At 59.6% G+C, this 24693-nt stretch carries 23 protein-coding genes, 1 tRNA gene and 1 pseudogene; 11 read left to right on the forward strand and 14 right to left on the reverse strand.

Features of this window, described 5'->3' with window-relative positions:
• Positions 1 to 7 precede the first annotated feature (7 nt).
• Positions 8 to 964, reverse strand: coding sequence for a glycosyltransferase family 2 protein (locus UCMB321_RS17690; protein WP_040069244.1), 957 nt, complete (start codon positions 962 to 964; stop codon positions 8 to 10).
• 121 nt (positions 965 to 1085) lie between these two features.
• Positions 1086 to 2462: an oligosaccharide flippase family protein gene (locus UCMB321_RS17695; protein WP_040069246.1), complete on the reverse strand. Its 1377-nt coding sequence runs from the start codon at positions 2460 to 2462 to the stop codon at positions 1086 to 1088.
• A gap of 96 nt (positions 2463 to 2558) precedes the next feature.
• Here UCMB321_RS17695 and UCMB321_RS17700 point away from each other — a divergent pair, with 96 nt between their 5' ends.
• From UCMB321_RS17700 to galE, 3 genes are all read left to right on the forward strand, one after another.
• On the forward strand, positions 2559 to 4175 hold the full coding sequence (locus UCMB321_RS17700; protein WP_040069248.1) for an O-antigen ligase family protein: 1617 nt from the start codon (positions 2559 to 2561) through the stop codon (positions 4173 to 4175).
• Positions 4176 to 4180: 5 nt separating this feature from the next.
• Positions 4181 to 6844: a glycoside hydrolase 5 family protein gene (locus UCMB321_RS17705; RefSeq protein WP_040069251.1), complete on the forward strand. Its 2664-nt coding sequence runs from the start codon at positions 4181 to 4183 to the stop codon at positions 6842 to 6844.
• Positions 6845 to 6931: 87 nt separating this feature from the next.
• Entirely contained in the window at positions 6932 to 7909 is a 978-nt protein-coding gene (gene galE / locus UCMB321_RS17710; protein WP_040069253.1) for a UDP-glucose 4-epimerase GalE, read from the forward strand.
• 44 nt (positions 7910 to 7953) lie between these two features.
• Here galE and UCMB321_RS17715 read toward each other — a convergent pair whose 3' ends face one another.
• From UCMB321_RS17715 to UCMB321_RS30790, 5 genes and pseudogenes are all read right to left on the reverse strand, one after another.
• Positions 7954 to 8685: a CpsD/CapB family tyrosine-protein kinase gene (locus UCMB321_RS17715; protein ID WP_245220828.1), complete on the reverse strand. Its 732-nt coding sequence runs from the start codon at positions 8683 to 8685 to the stop codon at positions 7954 to 7956.
• Positions 8686 to 8771: 86 nt separating this feature from the next.
• Positions 8772 to 10322: a GumC family protein gene (locus UCMB321_RS17720; protein WP_040069255.1), complete on the reverse strand. Its 1551-nt coding sequence runs from the start codon at positions 10320 to 10322 to the stop codon at positions 8772 to 8774.
• Positions 10323 to 10342: 20 nt separating this feature from the next.
• Positions 10343 to 11458: a hypothetical protein gene (locus UCMB321_RS17725; RefSeq protein WP_040069369.1), complete on the reverse strand. Its 1116-nt coding sequence runs from the start codon at positions 11456 to 11458 to the stop codon at positions 10343 to 10345.
• 26 nt (positions 11459 to 11484) lie between these two features.
• A complete protein-coding gene (locus tag UCMB321_RS17730) occupies positions 11485 to 12042 on the reverse strand; it encodes a polysaccharide biosynthesis/export family protein (RefSeq protein ID WP_040069256.1) in 558 nt (185 codons plus the stop codon).
• A gap of 105 nt (positions 12043 to 12147) precedes the next feature.
• A pseudogene (locus UCMB321_RS30790) lies at positions 12148 to 12296 on the reverse strand (MFS transporter); the annotation flags it as partial.
• On the opposite strand from UCMB321_RS30790, the gene UCMB321_RS31080 reads away from it, so the two are divergent.
• Complete coding sequence (locus tag UCMB321_RS31080) at positions 12247 to 12384, forward strand: hypothetical protein (protein ID WP_167337446.1); 138 nt, start codon at positions 12247 to 12249, stop codon at positions 12382 to 12384. The pseudogene UCMB321_RS30790 and the gene UCMB321_RS31080 overlap by 50 nt on opposite strands.
• A 180-nt stretch (positions 12385 to 12564) precedes the next feature.
• Here UCMB321_RS31080 and UCMB321_RS17735 read toward each other — a convergent pair.
• Positions 12565 to 12652: transfer RNA gene (locus tag UCMB321_RS17735), tRNA-Ser, on the reverse strand.
• Between the two features lie 122 nt (positions 12653 to 12774).
• Here UCMB321_RS17735 and UCMB321_RS17740 point away from each other — a divergent pair.
• The 7 genes from UCMB321_RS17740 to UCMB321_RS17770 all read left to right on the forward strand — a co-directional run bounded on the left by UCMB321_RS17740 (position 12775) and on the right by UCMB321_RS17770 (position 17029).
• Entirely contained in the window at positions 12775 to 13443 is a 669-nt protein-coding gene (locus tag UCMB321_RS17740; protein ID WP_040069257.1) for a Bax inhibitor-1/YccA family protein, read from the forward strand.
• A 113-nt stretch (positions 13444 to 13556) separates the two neighbouring features.
• Positions 13557 to 13949, forward strand: coding sequence for a sulfurtransferase complex subunit TusD (tusD, locus tag UCMB321_RS17745; protein WP_040069258.1), 393 nt, complete (start codon positions 13557 to 13559; stop codon positions 13947 to 13949).
• Position 13950: 1 nt separating this feature from the next.
• Entirely contained in the window at positions 13951 to 14313 is a 363-nt protein-coding gene (gene tusC / locus UCMB321_RS17750) for a sulfurtransferase complex subunit TusC (protein ID WP_040069260.1), read from the forward strand.
• Positions 14313 to 14612 carry a sulfurtransferase complex subunit TusB gene (gene tusB, locus UCMB321_RS17755; protein ID WP_040069263.1) on the forward strand — a complete coding sequence of 100 codons (300 nt, stop codon included), beginning with the start codon at positions 14313 to 14315 and terminating at the stop codon, positions 14610 to 14612. Before tusC ends, tusB begins: the two co-directional genes overlap by 1 nt.
• The gene (locus tag UCMB321_RS17760) at positions 14609 to 14944 is read left to right on the forward strand and encodes a TusE/DsrC/DsvC family sulfur relay protein (RefSeq protein ID WP_040069266.1); all 336 of its coding nucleotides are present in this window, start codon (positions 14609 to 14611) and stop codon (positions 14942 to 14944) included. The genes tusB and UCMB321_RS17760 overlap by 4 nt, the downstream gene beginning before the upstream one ends.
• Positions 14945 to 14958: 14 nt before the next feature.
• Positions 14959 to 15942, forward strand: coding sequence for a glycosyl transferase family protein (locus UCMB321_RS17765; protein ID WP_209437188.1), 984 nt, complete (start codon positions 14959 to 14961; stop codon positions 15940 to 15942).
• Between the two features lie 88 nt (positions 15943 to 16030).
• On the forward strand, positions 16031 to 17029 hold the full coding sequence (locus tag UCMB321_RS17770) for a glutathione S-transferase family protein (RefSeq protein ID WP_040069271.1): 999 nt from the start codon (positions 16031 to 16033) through the stop codon (positions 17027 to 17029).
• 115 nt (positions 17030 to 17144) lie between these two features.
• On the opposite strand, the gene cysG is transcribed toward UCMB321_RS17770, so the two are convergent.
• The 6 genes from cysG to ftsK are packed head-to-tail and all read right to left on the reverse strand — an operon-like array spanning position 17145 to position 24644.
• Entirely contained in the window at positions 17145 to 18539 is a 1395-nt protein-coding gene (gene cysG, locus UCMB321_RS17775; RefSeq protein ID WP_040069273.1) for a siroheme synthase CysG, read from the reverse strand.
• Entirely contained in the window at positions 18540 to 19820 is a 1281-nt protein-coding gene (gene serS / locus UCMB321_RS17780) for a serine--tRNA ligase (RefSeq protein ID WP_040069276.1), read from the reverse strand. It abuts the gene before it with no gap.
• Positions 19821 to 19835: 15 nt separating this feature from the next.
• Entirely contained in the window at positions 19836 to 20210 is a 375-nt protein-coding gene (gene crcB, locus UCMB321_RS17785) for a fluoride efflux transporter CrcB (protein ID WP_040069279.1), read from the reverse strand.
• A complete protein-coding gene (locus tag UCMB321_RS17790; protein ID WP_040069281.1) occupies positions 20207 to 21532 on the reverse strand; it encodes a replication-associated recombination protein A in 1326 nt (441 codons plus the stop codon). Before UCMB321_RS17790 ends, crcB begins: the two co-directional genes overlap by 4 nt.
• A gap of 19 nt (positions 21533 to 21551) precedes the next feature.
• Complete coding sequence (gene lolA / locus UCMB321_RS17795) at positions 21552 to 22175, reverse strand: outer membrane lipoprotein periplasmic chaperone LolA (RefSeq protein WP_040069283.1); 624 nt, start codon at positions 22173 to 22175, stop codon at positions 21552 to 21554.
• A 57-nt stretch (positions 22176 to 22232) separates the two neighbouring features.
• On the reverse strand, positions 22233 to 24644 hold the full coding sequence (gene ftsK, locus UCMB321_RS17800) for a DNA translocase FtsK (protein WP_040069286.1): 2412 nt from the start codon (positions 24642 to 24644) through the stop codon (positions 22233 to 22235).
• Between the last annotated feature and the right edge of the window lie 49 nt (positions 24645 to 24693).

Raw genomic sequence — 24693 nt, forward strand, 5'->3', positions numbered from 1 at the left:
AGTTGACCTACCGTGTGGGTTGGCTAGCCAATTGGGTATCGCGCAGCAACGCCCAAGTATCACGAGCATGCTGCCAACACGCCCCTATGGCGGCCCGGCCGCGGCCTTTCAATAGAGCCTTGAGCGCCAGAATCAGATCACCCAGGCTCACCAGTAACATATGTGAGGCCAAACCCAGTAGACCGTGATGCTTGCGAAAGTACAAAAGCTCGCTTTCGATTTGTAACCTGGGTATCTGTCGACTGACCACATTGAGTTCGACAACCGATTTGGCACTTTCACCGCCGATATGCACCACCGTGGTATGCGGGTAATAAACCACCTTCCAACCGGCCTGTTTAACGCGTTTGCAGTGATCGACCTCCTCGTAGTAAAGAAAGTAGCGCGGGTCGAACAAGCCAACCTGATCGATGACTTCACGGCGGATCAAGTAATAGCAGCCGGGCACCCAGTCGCATTCACGGACCGAGGCATGATCCCAGTCCATGTCGTCGACTCTCTTCACCACAGGGAAAAAGCGTTGAAGCCCTGTACGCGAGAGGAAGACATTCAACGGCGTCGGAAAATAGCGACAGGAGGGCTGCAAATCACCCTCTCGCCCAACCAACCGAACGCCGAGGACTCCGCAATCAGGGTGAGCCTCCATATAACCGAGGGTCTTGCTCAGGGTATCAGCAGCCACAAAGGCATCGGTATTGAGGAGCAACGCGTACTTGCCCTGCAGGTGCTCAACCAATTGATTGTTGGCACGACCAAAGCCAACATTATTTTCATTGGCCAGCAGCAATGCCTCTGGACAAATAGTTGCCAGGCACGCCAGTGAATTATCGGCAGAGGCATTGTCCACCACTAAATAGCGCGTTCGATCAGCGCTCTTTGACTCGCGCAACGCATTGAACATGGGCTGCAGCAGAGTCGCTGTATTGTAGTTAACCACTAACACATCAAGAGGTGCACTAATCATTAGATTGCCCCCCCAAAAAGTGCTGAACGCTCATCGTCGGATTACAAAACCCTTTATAAATCGACATCATTTTCATTAGATCGCCTCCAAAACCGCTGAAAACAAGAGGTGCCTATTCAAATCAAAGCCATTCAGCAACGCCCAACACTAACTCTCCACACAAAGCCCCCACGACCAGCATTGGCAGCACCACCAGTTCACGCTTGAGATCGAACAGCCCCACACGACAATTGACATAAACAATCAGGATCAGCGTAGGGAACGTATGCAGGGCAACGCCCCAAATCGCATATTTTACCCCGCCCATCGCCAGCAGCAGCGGCAGGAGCACCCATAACGAGACAATGCGGATAATGTTATCCATGGCTTGGTACTTTGTGAGTCCCAAGGCAAGCCAAACTTGATGCGCCACCGTGTAGCGCAATGTGAAAAAAGAAAGTGAAAGAACGGCCATCATGGTGCCGGCAGCGGCATAACGCTCATCGTATAACCAACCCACGATGAGCGGACTGACGGTCAAGAACAGTCCACAGACAAACAGCAAAGCAAGATCGAAAATCAACCTGAAGCGGTAATACAAAACGCGGAGCCGCGCGGTGTCATTACTTCTTGAGGCTTCACTGAAGGCCGGCAGGGCCACGGCCCCGGCCAACCTGAGCACTCCGGCTTGAAGAGTGCCCAAAATCAGCACCGCAATGGAATAGACGCCCAGTTCATTGGCCGACATGCTGCCGCCGAACCAGATGCGATCACCATACATGGCCAATACGCCCACTGCCGAAGACAACAGAATCCAACGGCCGAAGACGACTAACTCTTTAAGCGCAGAGCGCTCCCACTGTAGACGGTTAGGCGGGCCCTGAAACCATAGATGACCAATAGCAGTGCCGACCATGGCCATGACCAGACCTGCAATCACCAGCGACCAGACAGACCGGGTGAAGTAACCGATGACCAGCATCACCAGCAGCCCCGCCAGTTGGGCCGCAAACTCGAGGAGCACCACTTTCTTTTGCTGGAAATCGCGAACGGCCAAGTCGAATTTCGTCGACTGGAGCCCAAAGATGATCGCGGTAAAACCGGTAAAGGCCAACACCAGCGGCAACTCCGGTGCGGCATAGATGGAATTGGCCGGCCACAGATTGATGACTTGCGCAAACCAGGTGAAGCCCGCGATTAGCAGTGTCGCAGCAAAAAGGACAACGCCACGCAGGATCTGCACTGTCCAGGCGGTATTAAGAAACACGGGATCGTCACCGCGCGGGCTCTGGATAATGTTCTGGCGCAAACCGACATCGGCAAGCAAGTGCAGAACCATCGAAACGGTGGTGGCGATGAGCATTACACCGAAAATTTCCGGCCTCAGCAGACGGGCCATGACAAGGTTGCCGCCCAAGCGAAATGCTTGAGAGGCAACAAGCGCACCCAGATTCCATGCCCCAGCAGATATCGCTCGCCGGCGAAGGCTCAACGATGGCGATAAATCACTTGGAGGCATGACATCAACCCCGAACTCAAAGGGTACGCACGTTACTATAGCTACAATTGGTCATCTCACTAGCCGTTGCTCACCCATCCATGAGTTCAAGAATCCATGCCTGAGCACCTTCGCGCGTTGATCGTCATTCTGGTTTTAGCTGGCATCGTTTTTGCCTTGGCGCGTCGACCAGCAGCAGACCTGATCCCACACCACGACTTCACTCGTCGCCGCAATCTGTGGTTCGCCTTGACGCTACTGGCCTTTGTCTCGCACAGCTTCTGGGTGTACGCGGGCATTGCCGCTATCATTTTGACCGTCGCACGACAACGCGAACGCAATCCTCTGGCACTGTTTTTCCTTCTGCTGTTTCTCATCCCGCCGGCCCCGGTAGAGGTTCCCGGCTTCGGTCTGATCAACTATTTTTTTGCACTTAACCATATTCGTCTGCTCGCCTTGTGTCTGTTGTTGCCGGCTTTTTTCATGCAACGCGGGCAAGCCAGCACACTGAGGTTCGGACGCACCTGGCCTGACAAACTGCTCGCATTGTGTCTGTTGTTGCCGGCTTTTTTCAGGCTACGCAGGCAAGCAGGCACACTGAGGTTCGGACGCATCTGGCCTGACAAGCTGCTAGCGGCCTACCTCTTGCTGACGAGCCTGCTTTACCTGCGTGAAACCACACTGACCGACACCTTGCGCCAGACGCTCTACCTGTTCACAGACGTTTTTTTGCCTTACTACGTTGCCAGCAGGACACTGAAGGAACTCAGCGACTTCAAGGATGCCCTGTTGGGATTTGTACTCGCCGCCATGTTGCTGGCGCTTATTGGTCTCGTCGAATTTACCCGCCATTGGCTGCTGTACAACGCGCTGATTGATGCCCTGGACATGCACTGGGAAATGTCCAGCTACTTGACTCGTGGTGATTCATTACGCGCCAGCGCCAGCACCGGCCAGGCAATCGCACTGGGTTACGTCATGAGCGTGGCCATCGGCTTTTACCTGTTCTTGTGTGCGAGTATACGCAGCCGATTGCAGCAATGCCTCGGCGCGCTCCTGCTGGCTGGCGGTCTGTTTGCACCGCTGTCGCGTGGCCCCTGGATCGGTGCAGCCGTCATGATCACCGTGTTCATCGCCACCGGCCGTAAAGCTGTCAAACGCCTGATGCTTCTGGCAATCGCCGGAGTGCTCGCCCTTCTCCTGCTGGCCATCGTGCCCGGTGGGCAAAAAGTCCTGGATCTACTACCGTTCATCGGTACGGTAGAGGTAGAGAACATCACGTACCGGCAGCGCTTGATTGATAACTCAATGATCGTCATCCGGCGCAACCCTTGGTTGGGCTCTTTCGATTACCGCAACACGCCTGAGATGCAGTCCATGATTCAGGGCCAGGGCGTCATCGATATTGTGAATACCTATATCGCCCTGGCGCTGGACATGGGCCTGATCGGACTGACGCTATTCGTGGTTTTTTTCGCCACTGTGCTGCTCGGCATCCGCACAGCAATGCGTTCGATCCCCAACAAAGACGATGAGGCGCGCCGACTCGGACGTGCGCTGTTGGCGGTACTGGCCGGGATACTGGTGACCATCTTTACCGTTAGCAGTATCACGGTGATCCCCGTGGTGTATTGGTCGGTGGCCGGACTGGGTGTGTCCTATGCTCAGATGGTGCGCAGGCTCAAGCGCACTGAGACGGCAAGCACTGCGAGCGCCAACCTTCAACCCTGGTAACGCTCATGACCTGTTTTTTTCACCGCGCCCATGTGTTGCTAGTGGTTCTCCTTGCTGTTTGGCCGTTTAGCACCTGGGCGTCGGACTGGGTCTCCAGCGTGGATGAGCGCAGCGGTCTGCCCATGCTGGCGCGCGGTGGCAACCCTGTCGTTTCTTCTTCATTCGCCTTTTGGGGGAGCCACTGGGAATGGACGGATTTGCCGACCGCGTTCAAGGTGAACAGCCCTTATAGCTACTCCCTTGCAGGCAAGAACAAAAACCTGGATTTCGACGTGACTGCGCAGATTCAGAAGGAAGACGAGCAGACGTTGACCTGGAACATTGCCCTGGATGCACACAGCATGATGCCGGACGTGATGGGCGGGGGCATCGTCTTCAAGTTCGATCCTGCCCTTTACGATGGAGAAATGGGTCAGCCGGCCTTGCTACCCGACAACCGCGGCTGGTCCTGGGGGAATACACAAAGCCGACGTATCGAAATGCGTTTTGAGCCTGCACTGGCAAGTGTGTACTTTGAACCGGGTGATCAATCTCAGGTGCGTGCTTTTTTTTACAAGAACACGATCAAACCCGGCCGCCAAAATTTCAAAGCCACCTTGAGCCTATCGGGCGATGTGGTACTCGGTCCGACCACAACCGAGCGTTTCGGGCTGGCGGACACAAGGAGCTGGCCGAGTGACACGCTCGACTGGAAAACCTCGCCGGTCGATCTGTCCTTTCTTAACGCTCACGAAAAACCTGCAGGCAAGCGCGGCTTCGTCAAAGTATCCGGCGAGCAACTGTTATTCGCCGACAACACCCCAGCGCGCTTCTGGGGCACTAACCTGACGGCCTATACGCTGTTTCGTACGCCAGACGATGCAATCAAGCTGCAGGCCAAACGTCTGTCGGCACTCGGTTTCAATCTCGTACGACTGCACCACCATGACTCCCCATGGGTCAGCCCAAACATCTTTCGCGACAGCAACCTCACGCCTGACACTCAGCAACTAAGCCCGGACTCATTGAAAAAAATCGACTGGTGGATCAAGTGCCTCAAAGACGAGGGCATTTATGTATGGCTCGATATGCACGTCGAGCGAGCCTTAACGGCAAACGACAACATCTATGGCTTCGATGAAATGCCAAAGAATGGCCAGAACAACGCCGATCTCAAGGGCTATGCCTATGTAAACATCACCATTCAGCAGGCCATGAAGCGCTTTGCCCAAGCCTATTTGACCCATGTAAACACCTACACCGGACTCGCCTACAAAGACGATCCGGCGATCGCCGCCGTACTGATTACCAACGAAAACGATGTCACCCAGCACTTTGGCAACGCCCTATTACCAGACAAACGAGTGCCAAAGCACAACCAGATCTACATGGCCGAGGCCGAGGCCTTTGCGAACCAGCACCATCTATCTGCAAGCCAGACCTGGCGCTCCTGGGAGCCTGGCCCCGCCAAGCTGTTCCTTAACGATTTGGAGCGACGTTTCAACGTAGACATGATTCAGCACCTGCGTGAATCAGGCGTGAAGGTCCCCATCGCCACGACCAGTAGCTGGGGCGGCGACAGCCTAAGCTCCCTACCGGCCCTTACCGCCGGCGACCTGATCGACGTCCATAGCTACGGTGGCCCTGGGCAGCTGGAGAAAAACCCGCTCACCAGCGACGGTTTACTGAACTGGATTGCCGCCGGCCAAGTCGTAGGCAAACCCCTGACCGTCACCGAGTGGAACACTGAACCTTTCCCGGCACCTGACCGCCACTCGCTGCCACTCTATATGGCCGGCACCGCCAGCCACCAGGGCTGGGATGCGCTGATGCAATATGCCTACAGCCAGGAGCCGCTAACCGGCGAATGGATAACGGCCGACAACTGGCACGCCTATAACGACCCTGCAATGCTGGCCACCCTGCCCGCCGCCGCCTTGCTTTATCGCCGTGCAGACGTTCGCGAAGCCACAACGACCTATGTCTTCGCGCCGACGCCAAGCACCCTGTTCAACCAACGCATCACACCCGCCAACGCGGTTCTACTGCGCACCGCCATGGAGAAAGGCAAGCTGGAAATCGCCATGCCACAGACGCCGCAATTGCCCTGGTTGCAACAGAGTGCTATCCCGAGCAATGCCCAGGTGTTTCATGACCCCAACCAGTCGCTGCTGGACGCCAATGCCAGCGAGTCCACGACAGACACTGGCGAGTTGAAGCGCAACTGGAAACTGGGCATCTACACCATCAATACGCCACGCACCCAAGCAGCAACCGGCTGGATCGGCGGCGAGTCGATCAGCCTTGGCAGCATCCAGGTTCAAGTGAAGACCGCTAATGCCAGTGTGGTGGTGCAAAGCCTGGACGACGCGCCTGTCGGCCGATCGCAGGATTTACTGATTTCGCTGGGTACCCGTGCTGTCCCCAAGGACAACAGCAAAACACCTTTTTATGTCGAGCCCCTCGAAGGCACCCTGACAATCCAGGCGCCGCAAGGCTTGACACTGTTCACCCACGGCATCCCTGGACAAATGAAGAAGCTACCCGCCAGCTACCTGGATGGACGCTATACGATCAAGTTCGACGGTTTGCAGGCGTCGAACTGGTTGTTTCTGAAAAAAGGCGTCACGCAAAACGCACAGCCAGGCCCTGTCAATACCGCATCCTCCAGCGCGCAGGCGAATCAATAGCTAACCTGTCTTGTAACGTAATGATCAGGCGGATCGAACTGGCGTACCAATCTGTGCTTGCACAGCAACAGTTTCCAGGAGATCAGGATGAATTTTTTGGTGGTGGGTGGCGCAGGCTATATCGGCTCGCATATGGTCAAGCAACTACTGCGAGCAGGTCACGAACTGGTGGTGGCAGACAACCTTTCAACAGGCCATCGCGGCGCGTTGATGGGCGGGAGATTGGTCGAACTGGACATCGCCAACACACAAGCCCTGGACGTCTTGTTTGCGGGACAGCACTTTGATGCCGTGTTCCACTTCGCATCATTTATACAGGTGGGCGAATCCGTCACTGAACCTGCCAAGTATTACCAAAACAACCTGGCTGGAACCCTTACGCTGCTACAAGCCATGGTTCGTGCCGGGGTTAAAAACTTCATTTTTTCCTCGAGCGCAGCCGTCTATGGCAACCCGGTGTATGTACCTATCGACGAAGAGCATCCCAAGGCCGCGATCACCCCTTATGGTCGCAGCAAGTGGATGGTGGAGCAGATGCTTGAAGATTTCGACCGTGCATACGGGCTCAAATCGGTCTGCCTGCGCTACTTCAACGCCGCCGGAGCAGACCCTGAAGGACAGTTAGGTGAACGCCGTGAACGGGAAACCCACCTGGTGCCACTGATACTGCAAGCGGCCTCCGGTCGGCGCACAACCATCACCGTCTATGGCCGTGACTACGACACACCTGACGGCACTTGCATTCGCGACTACATCCACGTTGTCGACCTCGTTGCAGCTCATGCACTGGCCGTGGATTATTTACTGGCAGGTGGTGCAAGCACGGCTTTCAACCTCGGAAACGGTCAAGGTTTCTCAGTACAGCAAGTCATAGACACTGCACGCGCCGTGACCGGCCAAGCTATCTCCGTGAGCGAAGCGCCACGCCGCGCCGGCGATCCGCCACGCCTTGTGGCCGATCCCCGCATGGCCAACACATTACTTGGCTGGCACCCGCAATTTGTCTCACTTGAACAGATAGTGGCGCACGCCTGGAGCTGGGAGCAGAAGTACCCTTGGCACTGAAAGTCGGCGCTGGCGCATAACGCCGAACGCCTAAGGGTGACGCTCTAGTAGTAAGAGCGGTTTGGGGGATCGGCTTTGTTGAGTACCGTGCCAATCAGATTGGCTGTCCCCAGATGATACAGGCTTTCCTCGATCTCTTTCTTGCTGTTCATGCCGTTTGCGACCACCAGCAGGACGCAGTCGAATTTAGGCAAGACGGTAATAACATCGTCCGAACTCAACAACGGCGGCAAGTCGAAAATCACGATACGCGAGTCGTAGCGCTCGCGCAGATCAGCAATCAAATAGCTCACTGTGGGCGATGACAGCACCTCGGTAGAGAGAGGGATCGGCTCTCGTGTCGGCAGGACGACAAAGCGCGGCAAGGTCGGGTTGACCAGAACCTCTTGCAGTTCCGCTTCATGGTCCAGCAATTCATTGAGCGATTTCTCCATCGGCAGCCCCAGGCAGGCACCCACCATCGGACGACGCAAGTCGAAATCCACCAGTAGCGCCGTCTTGGTGGTGTGGTGGGCGATGCTCATTGCCAGGTTGATAGCCAATACCGTCTTGCCTGCCTCCGGAGTTGGCGAGGTGATAGCCAGCGTACGCCAGCCATTTTCTTCCATGACTTTCAGAACTTGCGTACGCAGCAGATCGAAAGCCCCCCCCATATTCGAATTCTTGTTGTACGCCACAATGCGATTGCGCTCGAGATGATCTGGCCGCAGCGGTACAACTTTGGTTTGCACATAACTCAGCGCATTCAGACCTGCAGACTGCCCGGTCTCTGTCATGGCTTTTGGTACTGTCACGAGACTTGTCGAAGGCTGTTGCTCGGAATCCTCGGTATCGGGCTTGATTATTTCCATGGCTATATTCCTTATGCAAACCGGCCCAGAGCTTTAAACATCAGAAGGTCCAGAGGCATGTAGAAGAAGTGCAGGAGCACCAGAAAGAGCACGATGATCACGACTCCGCTGACGATCAATCGCGTTCGCCACTGCTTACGGCGTGCCAATTCCGCCCTGGTGTAGATGTAGGGAATCGCAACCAATATGCGTCTACCCAGCACACTGGCCAAGGCTTCAGCTCCGCGCACGCGCTGGTTCAGCATCTCAAGGAGCATCACCAATGCGCCAGCGCCCACCGGAGCGAGGACAAAGCCCATGGCAACCACTTTTTTACGGTTCGGCCGTATCGGCTTTTCAGGCAGCAATGGCGATTCCAGAAGAACAAAACGCTCGGCTTTGTTTTCCTGCTCCAGGCTTTCGGAAATTTTCGCACTCATTTCCTTGGTGCGAATTTCCTCGTATTTTTTACGAGCGTTTTCATAGTCACGCATCAGTGTGACCAAGCCGCGCTCGACTTGCGGCGTCTCAAGAATTTGCGCCTCGTAGTCGGCTATTTTCTTGAGTATTTCCTGCTTTTGATCGGCCAGCGACTTGATACGGGCTTCTGTGGCAGCGATCCGGGCCTGAGCCTTGGCAAGGTCCAGACTGGCCGGAGCCGCTGCACCACCAGCACCTTTGGTAGCCTCAAGTGCAGCAATTTTGCGTTTGACGGCACGCACATCGGGGTGAGCTTCCGTATACAGCGACCGTAACCGGGTGTACTCCGCCTTGAGGCTACCCAGATCTTGCTGTTTATCAACCGCCGGGCCGGGCAATTCATGCTTGGTCGCTGCTGCGGAAAGCTCCAACTCATTGAAGCGCAACTCCTCACGGGCAGATTTGTAGTCACGGTCGACCTCTTTGAGCTCGGTTTCGGCGCGTGACAACATATTCATGCGCAACTCCTGATGCTCGGGAAGCGCGTTGCTGTGCGCTTGCTTGAAGTCTGCCAAGCGGTTTTCCAGGGCTTCCAGTTCGACCCTGAGCTTGTCCGCCTCCTGCGTCAGGAACTCTGTTGTTTCACTGGCGCGCTCGGTGCGCTGCTTGATGTTTTCATCCAGAAACAGCGTCACCAGCTCGTTGGCCACTTTGTTGGCAATCTCTGCCTGCCGGTGCTCAAAGGAAAGACGGAAAGCAATCGTCACTTCTCCGCGCCCCTTGATGACAGCACTGACCAAGGAGACTGTAATCGCATTGCGCATTTCATCGATTTTCTCGGAAACGCTCAACTGCCTGCTTTGCGAAGCAAAAAGATTGTACTTGTCGATGATCCCTTCCAGATGCTCACGGGTCATCACGCGCTGGCGAATGACTTCGATGCGCTCATCGGCAAAGGTATTGTTGTTCGACGCCACCAGGTCTGGCGAAATCTGCTGAGACTCGACCAGAATAGTGCCAGATGACTCGTAGATGGGTGGGATAGAGATCGCGACCACTACGCTCGTGGCGAGTATGACCGCGACACTCAGGATCAACAGCAAGGCATGGTGCTTGATGACAGCAATGTAGTCATTGGCCGACATTTCGTATTCAGAGGTCATATTTATCACCCTGCTGAATTTCAGAAGTCGGGGGGACTATAGGTCAAGGTCAACCCGACGACGTTTGCAGTGGCATCCGGCAAGCCAGCTTGCTGGAGTTCCTTGTACATGAAGGATAGGCGCGCCACCCAGAAAGGCGAGAGATCCCGGCTGAACCAGACACCGACATTGCGCAGGGTATTAGGCGTTAGCCCTTTGGTTTTTTGCCATGAGGTATCAAAACCGGTACGGCTGGTGTCGTCGAGGGCATAACTCCATGTAGCGTTCAGGTTATCAACCTCGACAAAACCGCCGTCGCCGCTGGCGACAGTACTACGAGCGGCGTCGATACTTGTATCAACACGCTCACCGGTATAGTGCAACGAAAAACCGCCTTGGCCACGGGGGCGGCTGTTCGGGCCAGAGACTTGATTGACACCTGCGTAAAGCGCCCCCTTGAGCCGCTCGGAGATCTCAAAGTTCAAGCCTACAGTGGGGGTGTAACTGTTTGAGGAAGGCACCGCAGATCCCTGCTGCGGCTCATAACGCTTCACGCCAAGACGCGTGAATAGCTCCACACGCTCGCTCCATGCGTAGTTCAAGCTCAGGCGGTTCGAAAGCTCGTCATAGTTGGTCAGTGTATTGAGGTCGTAAGTGACATGCGTGTAGTCGGTTTCGTTAACCAAGGTCGTTCGCTCACTGAGAGCGGTCTTCCAGTTGCCGCCGAACGAGGTCAGCTTTTGCGTACCATCGGTGGCAATCACACCGGTTTCTTGAACCGCAGTGGAGAGCGTTGAACTCTCAACATACTTCGCCGTGAGTCCAAAACCGCCCGTTTCGGTCTCGCGCTGCCACCCCAACTGCAAGTTGGGGTCTTCGCGGTCCGAAACGATGGACGTATCGGACGAACGCACCAGATTCACACCAAGACCGAACCGCCACTGATCCCGGTCTGAAGTACCGACAAGCGTGTAATCGGGGGCGATGATCGTACGAGTCACACCCTTCTTGTTTTCCGTAACAAGCAGCGGGTTGCTGTCGTACTCGACAGTCGAAGGCAGAACGATTGCTGATTGCCAAGTAGCAGCATAAACCACACCGGAGCACGGCAAGCTCAAGATGGCCGTCGCGACTCCGGCCGTTCGCAGCACAGGCAAGATAATCCCCAGTGCATCGCGCAAGGCTAAGGCACGACCAGCGTATCGCCGGCCTGGAGTTGAATATTGGTGGACATGTCATGCCCGGACATCAAATCGCTGTAATGGACAGGCAGGATCTCTTGTTTAGCCCCATTGCGGCGCACGACCTTGATCTCCTCCTTGTCGGCGAATTTGTCGAGCCCGCCCGACATGCTCAAAACTTGCAGCACTGCAGTTGGACCTGTCATCTGTACGGTGCCGGGCTTCAGCACCTTACCCTGCACATAGACGAGATTGCCTGCGGTGCTCGTGATGACAACGCTCACGTTCGGATCGGGTATGAACTCCTTGAGCCTGGCAGCGACTTTCTTTGCGACTGCAGTGGCATCAAGCCCCGCAACATCGACTCGTCCTGCCAGCGGGAAGGTAATGCTGCCATCAGGAAGTACGTGCACCTCCTGTTTCAGCTTCTCTTCGCCCCAAACGGAAACCGAAATGACGTCACCCGGACTTAGCAGATAAGCCGTGGCTTTTTCGTCGGCACAGGTAATGCTGGGCCAGACCAGTAGCGCGCAGAGCACAGGTAATAACAAACGCAACATAAGGATCCCTCCGACCAAGTAGCATGCACAGAGATTCACATAAAAACGTGCGAAAGCACTCCCTCTCCCTTGACGCCAAAGAAACGATCAAACAGCAATCGCCTCGAGCTTCCTGGCGGCTCCGCCGAAACCAAACATCAGACCGAAGCCCCCCCGGCAATCATCCTGACGTTGCCCGGTACTTGTTCTTGAGCGTAGACCACGATGGCCGAAAACGCCGAAGCCAGGATGAAGCCGATCACCACGCTCAGCACAGGTAATCGCGGCAAAATTCTTGGGGATCTCGTACGCGAACAGGAGGAGAAAGAGGCCCTTGGTTTGGAAGCCAAGGTGAGGGGCTGATTAAAATCGGGCCATGAGACACCTTCGCGGGCAGGCGGGGATGCTCACACCGCTGCATTCACACCCCTTTAGAGGGAGGCAGAGCAAAATCACACAAAAGCAGCGTGGGGGAATGGATGGCGGAACAGAAATCACAGAAAGCAAAAAGGCCCCGGAATACGGGGCCTTCAGATACAAATATGGCGGAGGCGCAGAGATTCGAACTCTGGGACCTGTTACAGTCGGCAGTTTTCAAGACTGCTGCCTTAAACCACTCGGCCACACCTCCCATGCATTGCGGGCGCCATAATACCGGAATGACACACACTGTCAAACTCTCGTGATAGCTTGTTACAGAGCCTCTGGTATCATCTTTGCGACTGAACATTTCAAACCCGAAGGAGTGTCGCCATGCGCGAACAGGATTACGCCGTTAACAGCGTGCAGGCTGAGCAGCTAGAAGTTAGCCGCGTCCTGCGCAACACCTACAGCCTTCTGGCCCTCACCCTCGCCTTCAGTGGCCTGACGGCCTTCATCTCCCAGCAGATGCACGTCAGGTACCCCAACGTGTTCGTGGTGCTGATCGGCTTCTACGGGCTGTTCTTCCTCACCAACAAGCTGCGCGACTCGGCCTGGGGCCTGGTCTCCACGTTCGCCCTCACCGGCTTCATGGGCTATCTGCTCGGCCCGATCCTCAACCGCTACCTGGGCATGCAGGGCGGCTCCGAAGTGGTCAGCTCGGCCTTCGCCATGACCGCGCTGGTCTTCGGCGGCCTCTCGGCCTACGTGCTGATCACCCGCAAGGACATGAGTTTCCTCAGCGGCTTCATCACCGTTGGTTTCTTCGTCCTGCTGGGCGCGACCCTGGCCAGCATGTTCTTCCACATCAGTGGGCTGCAGCTGGCGATCAGCGCCGGTTTCGTGCTGTTCTCCTCGGTCTGCATCCTGTTCCAGACCAGCGCCATCATCCACGGCGGCGAACGTAACTACATCATGGCGACCATCAGCCTGTATGTGTCGATCTACAACCTGTTCATCAGCTTGTTGCAGATCTTCGGCGTCATGGGCCGCGACGACTGATCGCCCCCCCGCTCAGCAAAAAGCCCGCTTCGGCGGGCTTTTTGTTGCCTGTGATTTAGCTTCTTGAGGGTTCTGGCCTTATCATGACCACAGGTTTGCTGACAGAGTCCCCCATGAAGTTTGCCATTGCGCTGTTTTCCGCGCCCCACGCGCCCTCTTCCCGTCGCGCCCTGCTGTTTGCCCAGGCCGCGCTCGCCGGCGGGCATGAGATTGTGCGGCTGTTCTTTTATCAGGACGGCGTGCACAGCGCGTCGAGCAGTGTGGTCACGCCGCAGGACGAGCAGGACCTACCCCGGCAATGGGCGGACTTCGTCAGCGAACACCAGCTCGACGGCGTGGTCTGCATCGCGGCGGCCTTGCGGCGCGGCGTGCTGGACGACGAAGAAGCCCAGCGCTATCAACGTTCGGCGGTCAATCTGACGGCGCCCTGGGCCTTGTCCGGCTTGGGCCAGCTGCATGATGCGGTACAAGCCGCCGACCGCCTGATCTGCTTCGGAGGGCCTTGAAATGTCCAAGTCCCTGCTGATTATCAGCCGCCAGGCTCCCTGGTCCGGTCCCGCGGCCCGCGAGGCGCTGGACATCGTGCTGGCCGGCGGCGCGTTCGATCTGCCCATCGGCCTGCTGTTCATGGACGACGGCGTGTTCCAGTTGATGCCCGGGCAGAACGCCAAGGCCCTGCAACAGAAAGACCTGACCGCCAACCTCCAGGCGCTGTCGTTGTTCGGCATCGATGCGCTGTACGCCTGCGCCGACAGCCTGGCCGACCGGGGGATTTTCCCAACCCAGGTCGCCGGCGAAGACCTTGAGGTGCTCACCGCCGAAGAGCTTGGTGCGCTTGTTAACCGTTATGACCAGGTGATCACCCTCTGATGTCGACCTTGCATGTGTTGTCCCATTCCCCTTTCACCGACAGTCGCCTGGGCAGTTGCCTGCGCCTGCTGGGCAGCGAGGATGCGCTGCTGCTCTGTGGCGACGCGGTGCATGCCGTGCAACCGCGCAGCCTGCCGCTCGAGGCGCTGGAAGAGCGCGGCGACAGCCTGCGCCTGTTCCTCCTCGACGAGGACCTGCAAGCCCGCGGCCTGGAGTGCCCGGCCTGGGCCACCAGCGTCGACTACCCGGCGTTCGTCGAACTGTCGATCCGTTACGACAAGGTCAATACCTGGCTATGAGCACGCTGACGGTGAACGGGCAGGCCATCGCCCTGGACAAGGATGGCTACCTGGTGGAACTGAGCGACTGGTCGCCGGAGGTCGCGGCCGCCCTCGCCACGCGCGAGGAGCTGGAGCTGAGTCCCGAGCACTGGGAGATCCTCGAACTGCTGCGCGGGTTCTACCAGGAGTTCGAACTCTCCCCCGCCACCCGCCCGTTGATCAAGTACACCGCCTTGAAGCTGGGCGCCGACAAGGGCAACAGCCTGCACCTCAATCGCTTGTTCAAAGGCACTCCCGCCAAACTCGCCGCCAAGCTGGCGGGCCTGCCCAAACCGACGAACTGCTTATGACCGACTACACGCCGTTGATCACCGAAACGCCCGCCGAGCACCCGTTCGCCCAGTTCGTCCGCATCCTCGGCAAGGGCAAGCGTGGCGCCCGCAGCCTGACCCGCGAAGAAGCCCGCGAAGCCATGGGCATGCTGCTGGACGGCAAGGTCGAGGACACCCAGCTCGGAGCCTTCCTGATGCTGTTGCGCCACAAGGAAGAAAGCCCGGAGGAACTGGCCGGCTTCACCCAGGCCCTGCGCGAGCGCCTGCAGGCGCCAAGGCTGGCGATCGATCTGGACTGGCCAACCTACGCCGGCAAGAAGCGTCACCTGCCCTGGTACCTGCTGGCCGCCAAGTGCCTGGCGCAGAACGGCATCCGGATCTTCATGCACGGCGGCGGCGCGCATACCGCGGGCCGTCTCTACACCGAGCAGCTACTCGACACGCTGCGAATTCCGCTGTGCCGTGACTGGGCGGCCGTCGAGCAGGCGATCGGCCACGGCAACCTCGCCTTCATGCCCCTGGGCGACTGGGCGCCGTCCTTACAGCGCATGATCGACCTGCGCAACACCCTGGGCCTGCGTTCGCCAATCCACTCCCTGGCGCGCCTGCTCAATCCACTGGGCGCACGCTGCGGCCTGCAAAGCATCTTCCATCCCGGCTACCAGGCGGTGCATCGCGAGGCCAGCGGCCTGCTGGGCGACACGGTGATCGTGATCAAGGGTGATGGAGGGGAAATCGAGGTCAACCCGGACAGCAGCAGCCATCTCTATGGCACCACCGATGGCGAAAGCTGGGACGAGGAATGGCCCGCGCTGTCCGAGCAGCGCCATGTGAAACCGGCGACATTGGACCCCGAACACCTCAAGGCCGTCTGGCGTGGCGAAGTCGAGGACAGCTACCCGCAACTGGCCCTGATCTCGACCATGGCCCTGGCCCTGCGCGGCCTCGGCACGCCCCGCGAACAGGCCTTCGAACAGGCCCGTCGCTACTGGGATGCCCGGGATATATCGATCTGATCGATGATTAACCCCCAGGGTTTGCGCTATTTATTCGAACAAAGGTCTTTAGACTGGACTCCAAAGCACACTTGCCGAGGAGTTTCCGATGGGCCTTTTGATCGACGGTCGTTGGCACGACCAATGGTACGCAAGCAGTAAAGACGGCGCCTTCCAGCGCGAACAGGCGCAACGCCGCAACTGGCTGACGGCCGATGGCAGGCCCGGCCCCAGCGGCGAGGGCGGCTTCAAGGCCGAAGCCGGTCGCTACCACCTCTATGTGTCCCTGGCCTGCCCCTGGGCCCACCGCACCCTGATCCTGCGCAAGCTCAAGGGCCTGGAAGGCCTGATTGACGTGTCCGTGGTCAGTTGGCTGATGCTGGAAAACGGCTGGACCTTCGACCGGGACTACGGCTCCAGTGGCGATGCGCTGGATAACCAGGCCTTCATGCACCAGCGCTACACCGCCGATGCCGCCGACTACACCGGCCGCGTAACCGTGCCGGTGCTGTGGGACAAGCAATTGCAGCGCATCGTCAGCAATGAATCGTCGGAAATCATCCGCATGTTCAACAGCGCGTTCAATGCGCTCACCGACAATCGTCTGGATTTCTATCCCGAGGCCTTGCGCCCGCTGATCGACGGCTGGAACGAGCGTATCTACCCGGCGGTGAACAACGGCGTCTATCGGGCCGGGTTCGCCACTTCACAGGCGGCTTATGAAGCGGCCTTCGATGATCTGTTCGGCGAACTGGAGCATCTGGAGCGGCATCTGGGGGAGAACCGTTATCTGGCGGGGGAATACCTGACCGAAGCGGATATACGCCTGTTCACCACGCTGATCCGTTTCGATGCGGTGTACCACGGCCACTTCAAATGTAACCTGCGGCGGATTGCCGATTATCCGAATCTGTCGAACTGGCTGCGGGAGCTGTTTCAATGGCCGGGGGTGGCCGAGACGGTGGACTTTACCCATATCAAAGGGCATTACTACGCCAGTCACCGGACCATCAATCCGACGGGGATCGTGCCCAAGGGGCCGGAGCAGGATTTCATGGCCGCGCATGATCGTGAGCGGCTGACGGGGCGTGGGGTCTGGAAGAGCTGACAGGCGTGCCGCACAGCCTGTAGGAGCCGGCTTGCTGGCGATGGCGTCCTCAAGGGCCCTATCGCCGGCAAGCCGGCTCCCACAGTAGAGATTCGCGTCAACCGTAAGGATGGCGTCAAACCTGGGATTGCGCGCCTTCGAACCAGGCCAGCTTCTCGCGCAGCTGGACCACTTCCCCGACGATCACCAGCGTCGGCGCATGCACTTCATGCTCCGCCACCAGTTGCGACAGGTTGGCTAGGGTACCGGTAAACACCCGCTGATTGGCCGTGGTGCCCTGCTGGATCAAGGCTGCCGGCGTCTGCGCCGAACGACCATGGGCAATCAACTGCTCGCAGATCACCGGCAAGCCGACCAGCCCCATGTAGAACACCAGGGTCTGCGCCGGCGCCACCAGATCCGCCCAGGGCAGGTCCGTGGAGCCATCCTTCAAGTGACCGGTGATGAAACGCACCGACTGCGCATAATCGCGATGAGTCAACGGGATCCCGGCATAGGCCGAGCAACCGCTGGCCGCCGTGATTCCCGGCACCACCTGGAACGGAATGCCCTGGGCCGCCAGTTCCTCGATCTCTTCGCCGCCACGGCCGAAGATGAACGGATCGCCACCCTTCAAACGCAGCACCCGCTTGCCCTGCTTCGCCAGGTCGACCAATTGCTGGTTGATCTGGTCCTGGGGTACAGCGTGATCGGCGCGACGCTTGCCGACGTAGATCCGGTCCGCATCACGGCGGCACAGTTCCAGGATCGCCGGCGCCACCAGGCGGTCATACAGCACCACGTCCGCCTGCTGCATCAGGCGCAGGGCACGGAAGGTCAACAGGTCCGGATCACCCGGCCCCGCCCCCACCAGATACACCTCGCCCGGCGCATTCGGCGCCATGCCGTTGATCTTTTCCAGCAGCAGGCGCTCGGCTTCAGCGCCCTGCCCGGCCAGTTGCCGATCGGCGATCGGCCCCTGGAACACCTCTTCCCAGAACGCCCGGCGCTGTTGCACACCCGGAAACAGGCCCTTGACCTGGGTCCGGAAGCGCGCCGCCAGACCGGCCAACTGGCCGTAGGTCGAAGGAATCCAGGTTTCCAGCTTGGCCCGGATCAGCCGCGCCAGCACCGGCGCATCGCCGCCGCTGGACACCGCGATGATCAGTGGCGAGCGATCGACAATGGCCGGGAAGATCACGCTGCACAAGGCCGGCGCATCCACCACGTTGACCGGCACGCAGCGCCGATGGGCATCCGCCGACACCCGGGCGTTGAGCGTTTCGTCGTCGGTGGCGGCAATGACCAGCCCGCAGCCGTCGAGATCGGACTCCAGGTAACCGCGCAACAGGTATTCGCCGCCGCTGGCGCCGACCAGCTCGCGCAGCTGGCCCTCGATCTCGGGCGCGACAACCCGCAGCACGGCGCCAGCATCGGCCAGCAGGCGGGATTTGCGCAAGGCAATCTCGCCCCCGCCGACCACCAGCACACGCCGGCCGCGCAGGTTGTGGAACAGCGGCAGAAATTCCATTTAGCCGATGACCTCAAGGCCGCCCATGTACGGCTTGAGCACTGCCGGCACACGGATCGAACCGTCGGCCTGCTGGTAGTTTTCCAGCACTGCCACCAGCGTACGGCCCACGGCCAGGCCGGAACCGTTCAGGGTGTGAACCAGCTCGGGCTTGCCGGTTTCCGGGTTACGGAAGCGCGCCTGCATGCGGCGGGCCTGGAAGTCGCCGCAGTTGGAGCACGACGAAATTTCACGATATTTGTCCTGGCTCGGCACCCAGACTTCCAGGTCATAGGTCTTCACGGCGCTGAAGCCCATGTCGCCGGTGCACAACGCCAGAACGCGGTAAGGCAGCTCCAGCAGTTGCAGGACCTTCTCGGCGTTGGCGGTCAGGTCTTCCAGGGCTTGCATGGACGTCGACGGCTCGACGATCTGGACCATCTCGACCTTGTCGAACTGGTGCTGGCGGATCATGCCGCGGGTGTCACGCCCCGACGCACCGGCTTCACTGCGGAAGCACGGGGTGTGGGCGACGAACTTCAACGGCAGTTGCTTCGGATCGATGATTTCACCGGAAACGATGTTGGTCAGCGACACTTCGGCGGTCGGGATCAGGTACAGGTCGGCTTCGCCTTCGCGGCCGATCTTGAACAGGTCTTCCTCGAACTTCGGCAGCTGGCCGGTGCCTTGCAGGGCCGGCGCCTGGACCAGATAAGGCGTGTAGGCCTCTTCGTAGCCGTGCTCGGCGGTGTGCAGGTTGATCATGAACTGCGCCAGGGCGCGGTGCAGGCGGGCAATCGGGCCACGCAGCAGGGAGAAACGCGCGCCGGACAGCTTGGCAGCGGTCTCGAAATCCAGCCAGCCGAACTTCTCGCCCAGGGCGACGTGGTCCTGGACCGGGAAGTCGAAGGCGGTCGGCGTGCCCCAGCGGCGCACTTCGAGGTTGCCGTCTTCATCGCTACCGACCGGCACGGACTCATGCGGCAGGTTCGGAATGCCCAGCAGGATCTGGTCCAGCTCGGACTGGATCTGGTCCAGCGCGACCTTGCCTTCGCTCAGCTCGGAACCCATGGTTTCGACACTGGCCATCAACGGGGCGATGTCTTCGCCGCGCTGCTTGGCCTGACCGATACTCTTGGAAACCGCATTGCGCTCGGCCTGCAATTGTTCAGTGCGGGTCTGCACCACCTTGCGCTGGTTTTCCAGCGCGTCGATGCGGTCGACATCGAGGCTGAAGCCACGGGAGGCCAGACGATCCGCTACGTCCTGAAGGTTGCTACGTAACAGTTTGGAATCGAGCATGTCGGTTTCTCGTTATCAGAGTTTGGTCAAGGACAGGCCAGCCCAGGTTGCGAGCAGCCCGCCGAATACGCTGAGGGCCGCATAGCCCAGGGCAATGAGCACCTGCCCGCTTTCCAGCAGGCGCACCGTATCCAGTGAAAAGGATGAAAATGTGGTCAAGCCGCCGACGAACCCCACGATCAAGCCGGCGCGGATCTCGATCGGCACCTCGGGACGCACCAAAAACAGGCCGTAGAGCACGCCAATCACCAGGCAGCCGACGATATTAACGGCCAATGTCGCAGTATAGAAGTGCCGCGGCCAGTTGGCGTTGATCAGGTTGCCCGTGGCGAAGCGCGCCAAGGTGCCGATAATACCGGCGACAGACACGGCAAGGATGGTGCGGATCAAGACTTTCTCCGTTGTCTCGGGCTGTTGCGGTCGAGGGTGGCAAGGTGGTTGAGCTTTTCGCCGATCTTCAATTCCAGCCCGCGCGGCACCGGCTGGTAGAACGGCTGCGGCGCCAGTTCTTCGGGGAAATAGTCCTCGCCCGCCGCATAGGCGTCGGGCTCGTCATGGGCGTAGCGGTATTCGTCGCCGTAGCCCAGCTGTTTCATCAGCTTGGTCGGCGCGTTGCGCAGGTGCAGCGGGACTTCCAGCGAGCCATGCTCGGCGGCGCTGCGCATGGCGGCCTTGAAGCCCATGTAGACGGCATTGCTCTTCGGTGCGCAAGCCAGGTAGGTGATGGCCTGGGCCACCGCCAGTTCGCCTTCGGGACTGCCCAGACGCTCCTGCACATCCCAGGCCGCCAGGCACAGGCTCAGGGCCCGCGGGTCGGCGTTGCCGATGTCCTCGCTGGCCATGCGCACCACCCGGCGCGCCAGGTAGAGCGGGTCGCAGCCGCCGTCGAGCATGCGCGCGAACCAGTACAGGGCCGCATCGGGATTGGAGCCGCGCACCGACTTGTGCAAGGCGGAAATCTGGTCGTAGAACGCCTCGCCGCCCTTGTCGAAACGTCGGCGGGTATCGCCCAGCAGGCTTTGCAGCAGTTCGACGCCGATCTCACCGCCGTCTTCGGCCAGGTCCGAGGCGTTTTCCAGCAGGTTGAGCAGTCGCCGTCCATCGCCGTCCGCCGCCGCCAGCAGCATCTTGAAACCTTCATCGCCCAGGCTCAGCTGGCGCTTGCCCAGGCCGCGCTCTTCGCTCAAGGCGCGCTGCACCAGCTTGTGCAGCGCCGCTTCGTCGAGGCTCTTGAGCACATAGACCCGCGCCCGGGAGAGCAAGGCGTTGTTCAGTTCGAACGAGGGGTTTTCGGTGGTGGCGCCGATAAAGATCAGCGTGCCGTCTTCCACATAGGGCAGGAAGGCGTCCTGCTGGGACTTGTTGAAGCGATGCACTTCGTCGACGAACAGGATGGTGCGCCGGCCGTACTGCCCGGCCTGCTGCTTGGCGACCTCCACCGCCTGACGGATCTCCTTGACCCCGGCCAGCACCGCCGAGACGGTCTCGAAGTGTGCCTCCGAGACCTCCGCCAACAGCCGCGCCAGGGTGGTCTTGCCCACGCCCGGCGGCCCCCAGAAGATCATCGAGTGCAGCGCGCCCTGCTCCAGGGCTTCGCGCAGCGGCTTGCCGCGAGCCAGCAGGTGCTCCTGGCCGACGTACTCGTCCAGGTTGGTCGCCCGCAGACGGGCGGCCAGGGGCTGGGCGATCGGGGCACGGCTGAACAGGTCCATGGGGGGCGTCTGAAACCTCTTATTCCTGGATCACGTCCGCACCCTTGGGGATGGCGAACTTGAACTTGGCGGCATCGATGGGTTCATTGGCCTTGACCCCGGTGAACAACAGGTTGGTGCGCTGGCCGACGCTGTCGACCAGTTGCATGTCATTGATCAGGCCGTTGCGGAACGACAGGCGCAGGCTGTCGAACAGGGTGTCCTTGGTTTTCGGCTTGAGGATGAAGTCGACCACCCCGCCGGCCTCCTTGGCGCTGATGTCGAAGCTCTCGCTGATCTTGGAGACATCACCGGACAGCAACAGGGCCGGGGTCTGGGTCAGGCGCAGGTCGAGCTTCTTGATGGTCACCTGTTGCAGGTCCGGGTCCCAGAGGGTGACCTTCTGGCCGTCGGAGATCATGGTCTGTTCCTGCGGCGCATCGGTGTGCCAGAAGAACAGGCCCGGACGCTTGAGGGACATCTCGCCGGCCGTTTCCTGCAACTGGGTACCGCTGCCGTCCAGGGTCAACTGCGAGAAACGCGCGGTGAGGGTCTGGGACTTTTCGAGCAACTGGGTCAAACGTGCCACGTCCTTCTGGTCGGCGTGGGCCGACAGCGTGGTCAGGGCCAGAACCGGCAGCAACAGCATGCGGATAAAACGCATGGGAATCCTCATTGAACTCGTTGAAAGGGCGTGCCGCGTGAAACCACGCGGCACGGATCAGTCGCGCGACGGCCCGGGGGCGATGACTTCGCGCGAACCGTTGGTGTTCATGGCGGTCACGACCCCGGCCATTTCCATGGCTTCGATCATGCGGGCGGCCCGGTTGTAGCCGATCTTCAGCTTGCGTTGAACCGCGGAAATGGAGGCCCGACGGCTTTCCAGCACAAACTGCACAGCTTCGTCATACAGCGCATCGGTCTCGGCATCATCGTCACCGCCGCCGCTGCCGCCACCTTCAAAACCACTCCCGGCCTCTTCGACACCGTTGAGGATATCGTCGTTGTATTCCGGCGCGCCGCGCAGCTTCCAGGCCTCCACCACGCGGTGGACCTCATCGTCGGAAACGAAGGCGCCGTGGACGCGGATCGGCAGGCTGGTGCCCGGCGGCATGTAGAGCATGTCACCGTGACCGAGCAATTGCTCGGCGCCACCCTGGTCGATGATGGTCCGCGAGTCGATCTTGCTCGACACCTGGAACGCCATGCGGGTCGGGATGTTGGCCTTGATCAGGCCGGTGATCACGTCCACCGACGGCCGCTGGGTCGCGAGAATCAGGTGGATACCGGCGGCCCGGGCCTTCTGGGCGATACGGGCGATCAGTTCCTCGACCTTCTTGCCGACGATCATCATCATGTCGGCGAATTCGTCGACCACCACGACAATGGTCGGCAGCTTGGTCAGCAGCGGCGCTTCATCGTGGATGCTTTCGCGGTTGTACAGCGGGTCGGTCAGTGGCGTGCCGGCGTCCTGGGCTTCCTTGACCTTGTGGTTGAAGCCCGACAGGTTACGCACGCCCATCTTGGCCATCAGCTTGTAGCGCCGCTCCATCTCGGCCACGCTCCAGCGCAAGGCGTTGGCGGCGTCCTTCATGTCGGTGACCACCGGGCAGAGCAGGTGCGGAATGCCTTCGTAGATCGACAATTCGAGCATTTTCGGGTCGATCATGATCAGCTTGGCGTCTTCCGGGCCGGACTTGAACAGGATCGACAGGATCATCGCGTTCACCCCCACCGACTTACCGGAACCGGTGGTACCGGCCACCAGCAGGTGCGGCATCTTCGCAAGGTCGGTGATGACCGGCTTGCCGCCGATATCGTGGCCCAGGGCCAGGGTGACCGGGGACTTGGCGTCATCGTACTCCGGAGTCGAAAGCACCTCGGAGAAACGCACGATCTGGCGGTCCTCGTTGGGGATCTCGATCCCCACGGTGGTCTTGCCGGGAATGACTTCCACCACCCGCACGCTGGTTACGGCCAGCGAGCGCGCCAGGTCCTTGGCCAGGTTGGCGATCCGGCTGACCTTGACCCCCGCCGCCGGTTGAATCTCGTAGCGGGTGATCACGGGACCCGGGTGAATGGAATCCACCGAGACCTCGACGCCGAACTCCTTGAGCTTGATTTCCAGCAGGTGGCCGACGGCCGCCAGGGATTCCGGCGAGTAGTTGAGCTGCTTCTTTTCCGCGGGATCGAGGATCGAAATCGGCGGCAAGGTACCTTCCACCGCGCTGTCGATGAACAACGGCGCCTGTTTCTCCTTCTCCACGCGCTTGCTCGGCTGCGGCGGCTTCACCGGTGCCGGGGCGATCACCGGCGGCACCTGCTTCTCGCGCTCGGACATGTGCTTGCTCAGGGCCTGCTCGCGCTCGATCAGGCGCTCCTTGACCTTGGCCTGCTCGCGCTTGTCCGGCACCGCCGGGGCCACCACCTCGTGGACGCGGTCGTCGACCTCACGCAGTTGCGCCACCAGTTGCTTGCGCTCGACCCGGGCCGACCACCAGCGGTTCAGCGCGCCCTGGAACAGTTCGAACAGGTCCAGGGTGATCTTGCCGGTGACGTCCATGACCTTGAACCAGGACAGGTCGGTGAACACCGTCAGGCCGAACAGGAACAAGGCGATGAACAGCAGCGTGCTGCCCTGGATGTTCAGGGCGTTCTTCGCCAGGTTGCCGAGGCTCTCGCCCAGGGCACCGCCGGCACCCGCCGGCAAGCCGATGGGCGAATGGAAATGGATATGGGCCAGCGCGGCCCCGGACAGCACCAGGAACACCAGGCCGATCAGGCGCCAGGAAAACAGCCAGCCGCTCCACTGCCAGGGCTCGTGGCGCTGGCGGAAGATCTGGTAGGTCTTGATCGCCAGCAGCAAGGGAAACACATAGGCGAAATACCCCAGCACCATGAACAGGATATCGGCGCTGTAGGAGCCGGCGGGACCGCCGAAATTCTGCACATCATCGATCTTGCTGTTGTGGCTCCAGCCCGGATCGTCCTTGCCATAGGTGAGCAAGGCCATCATCAGGAACAGGCACAACGCGCCGATAGCGATCAGCGCACCTTCCTTGAGGCGATAATGCAGTTGCTGGCGCCAGAGCGGAACAACCGTTTTAGAGGGTGTGGCGGTGGATTTCTTCAAAATGATTCACTGCTTCATTACATAACCGGCATTGTACGGATTTGTCCGC

The sequence above is a fragment of the Pseudomonas batumici genome, from assembly GCF_000820515.1.
Lineage (GTDB): Bacteria > Pseudomonadota > Gammaproteobacteria > Pseudomonadales > Pseudomonadaceae > Aquipseudomonas > Aquipseudomonas batumici.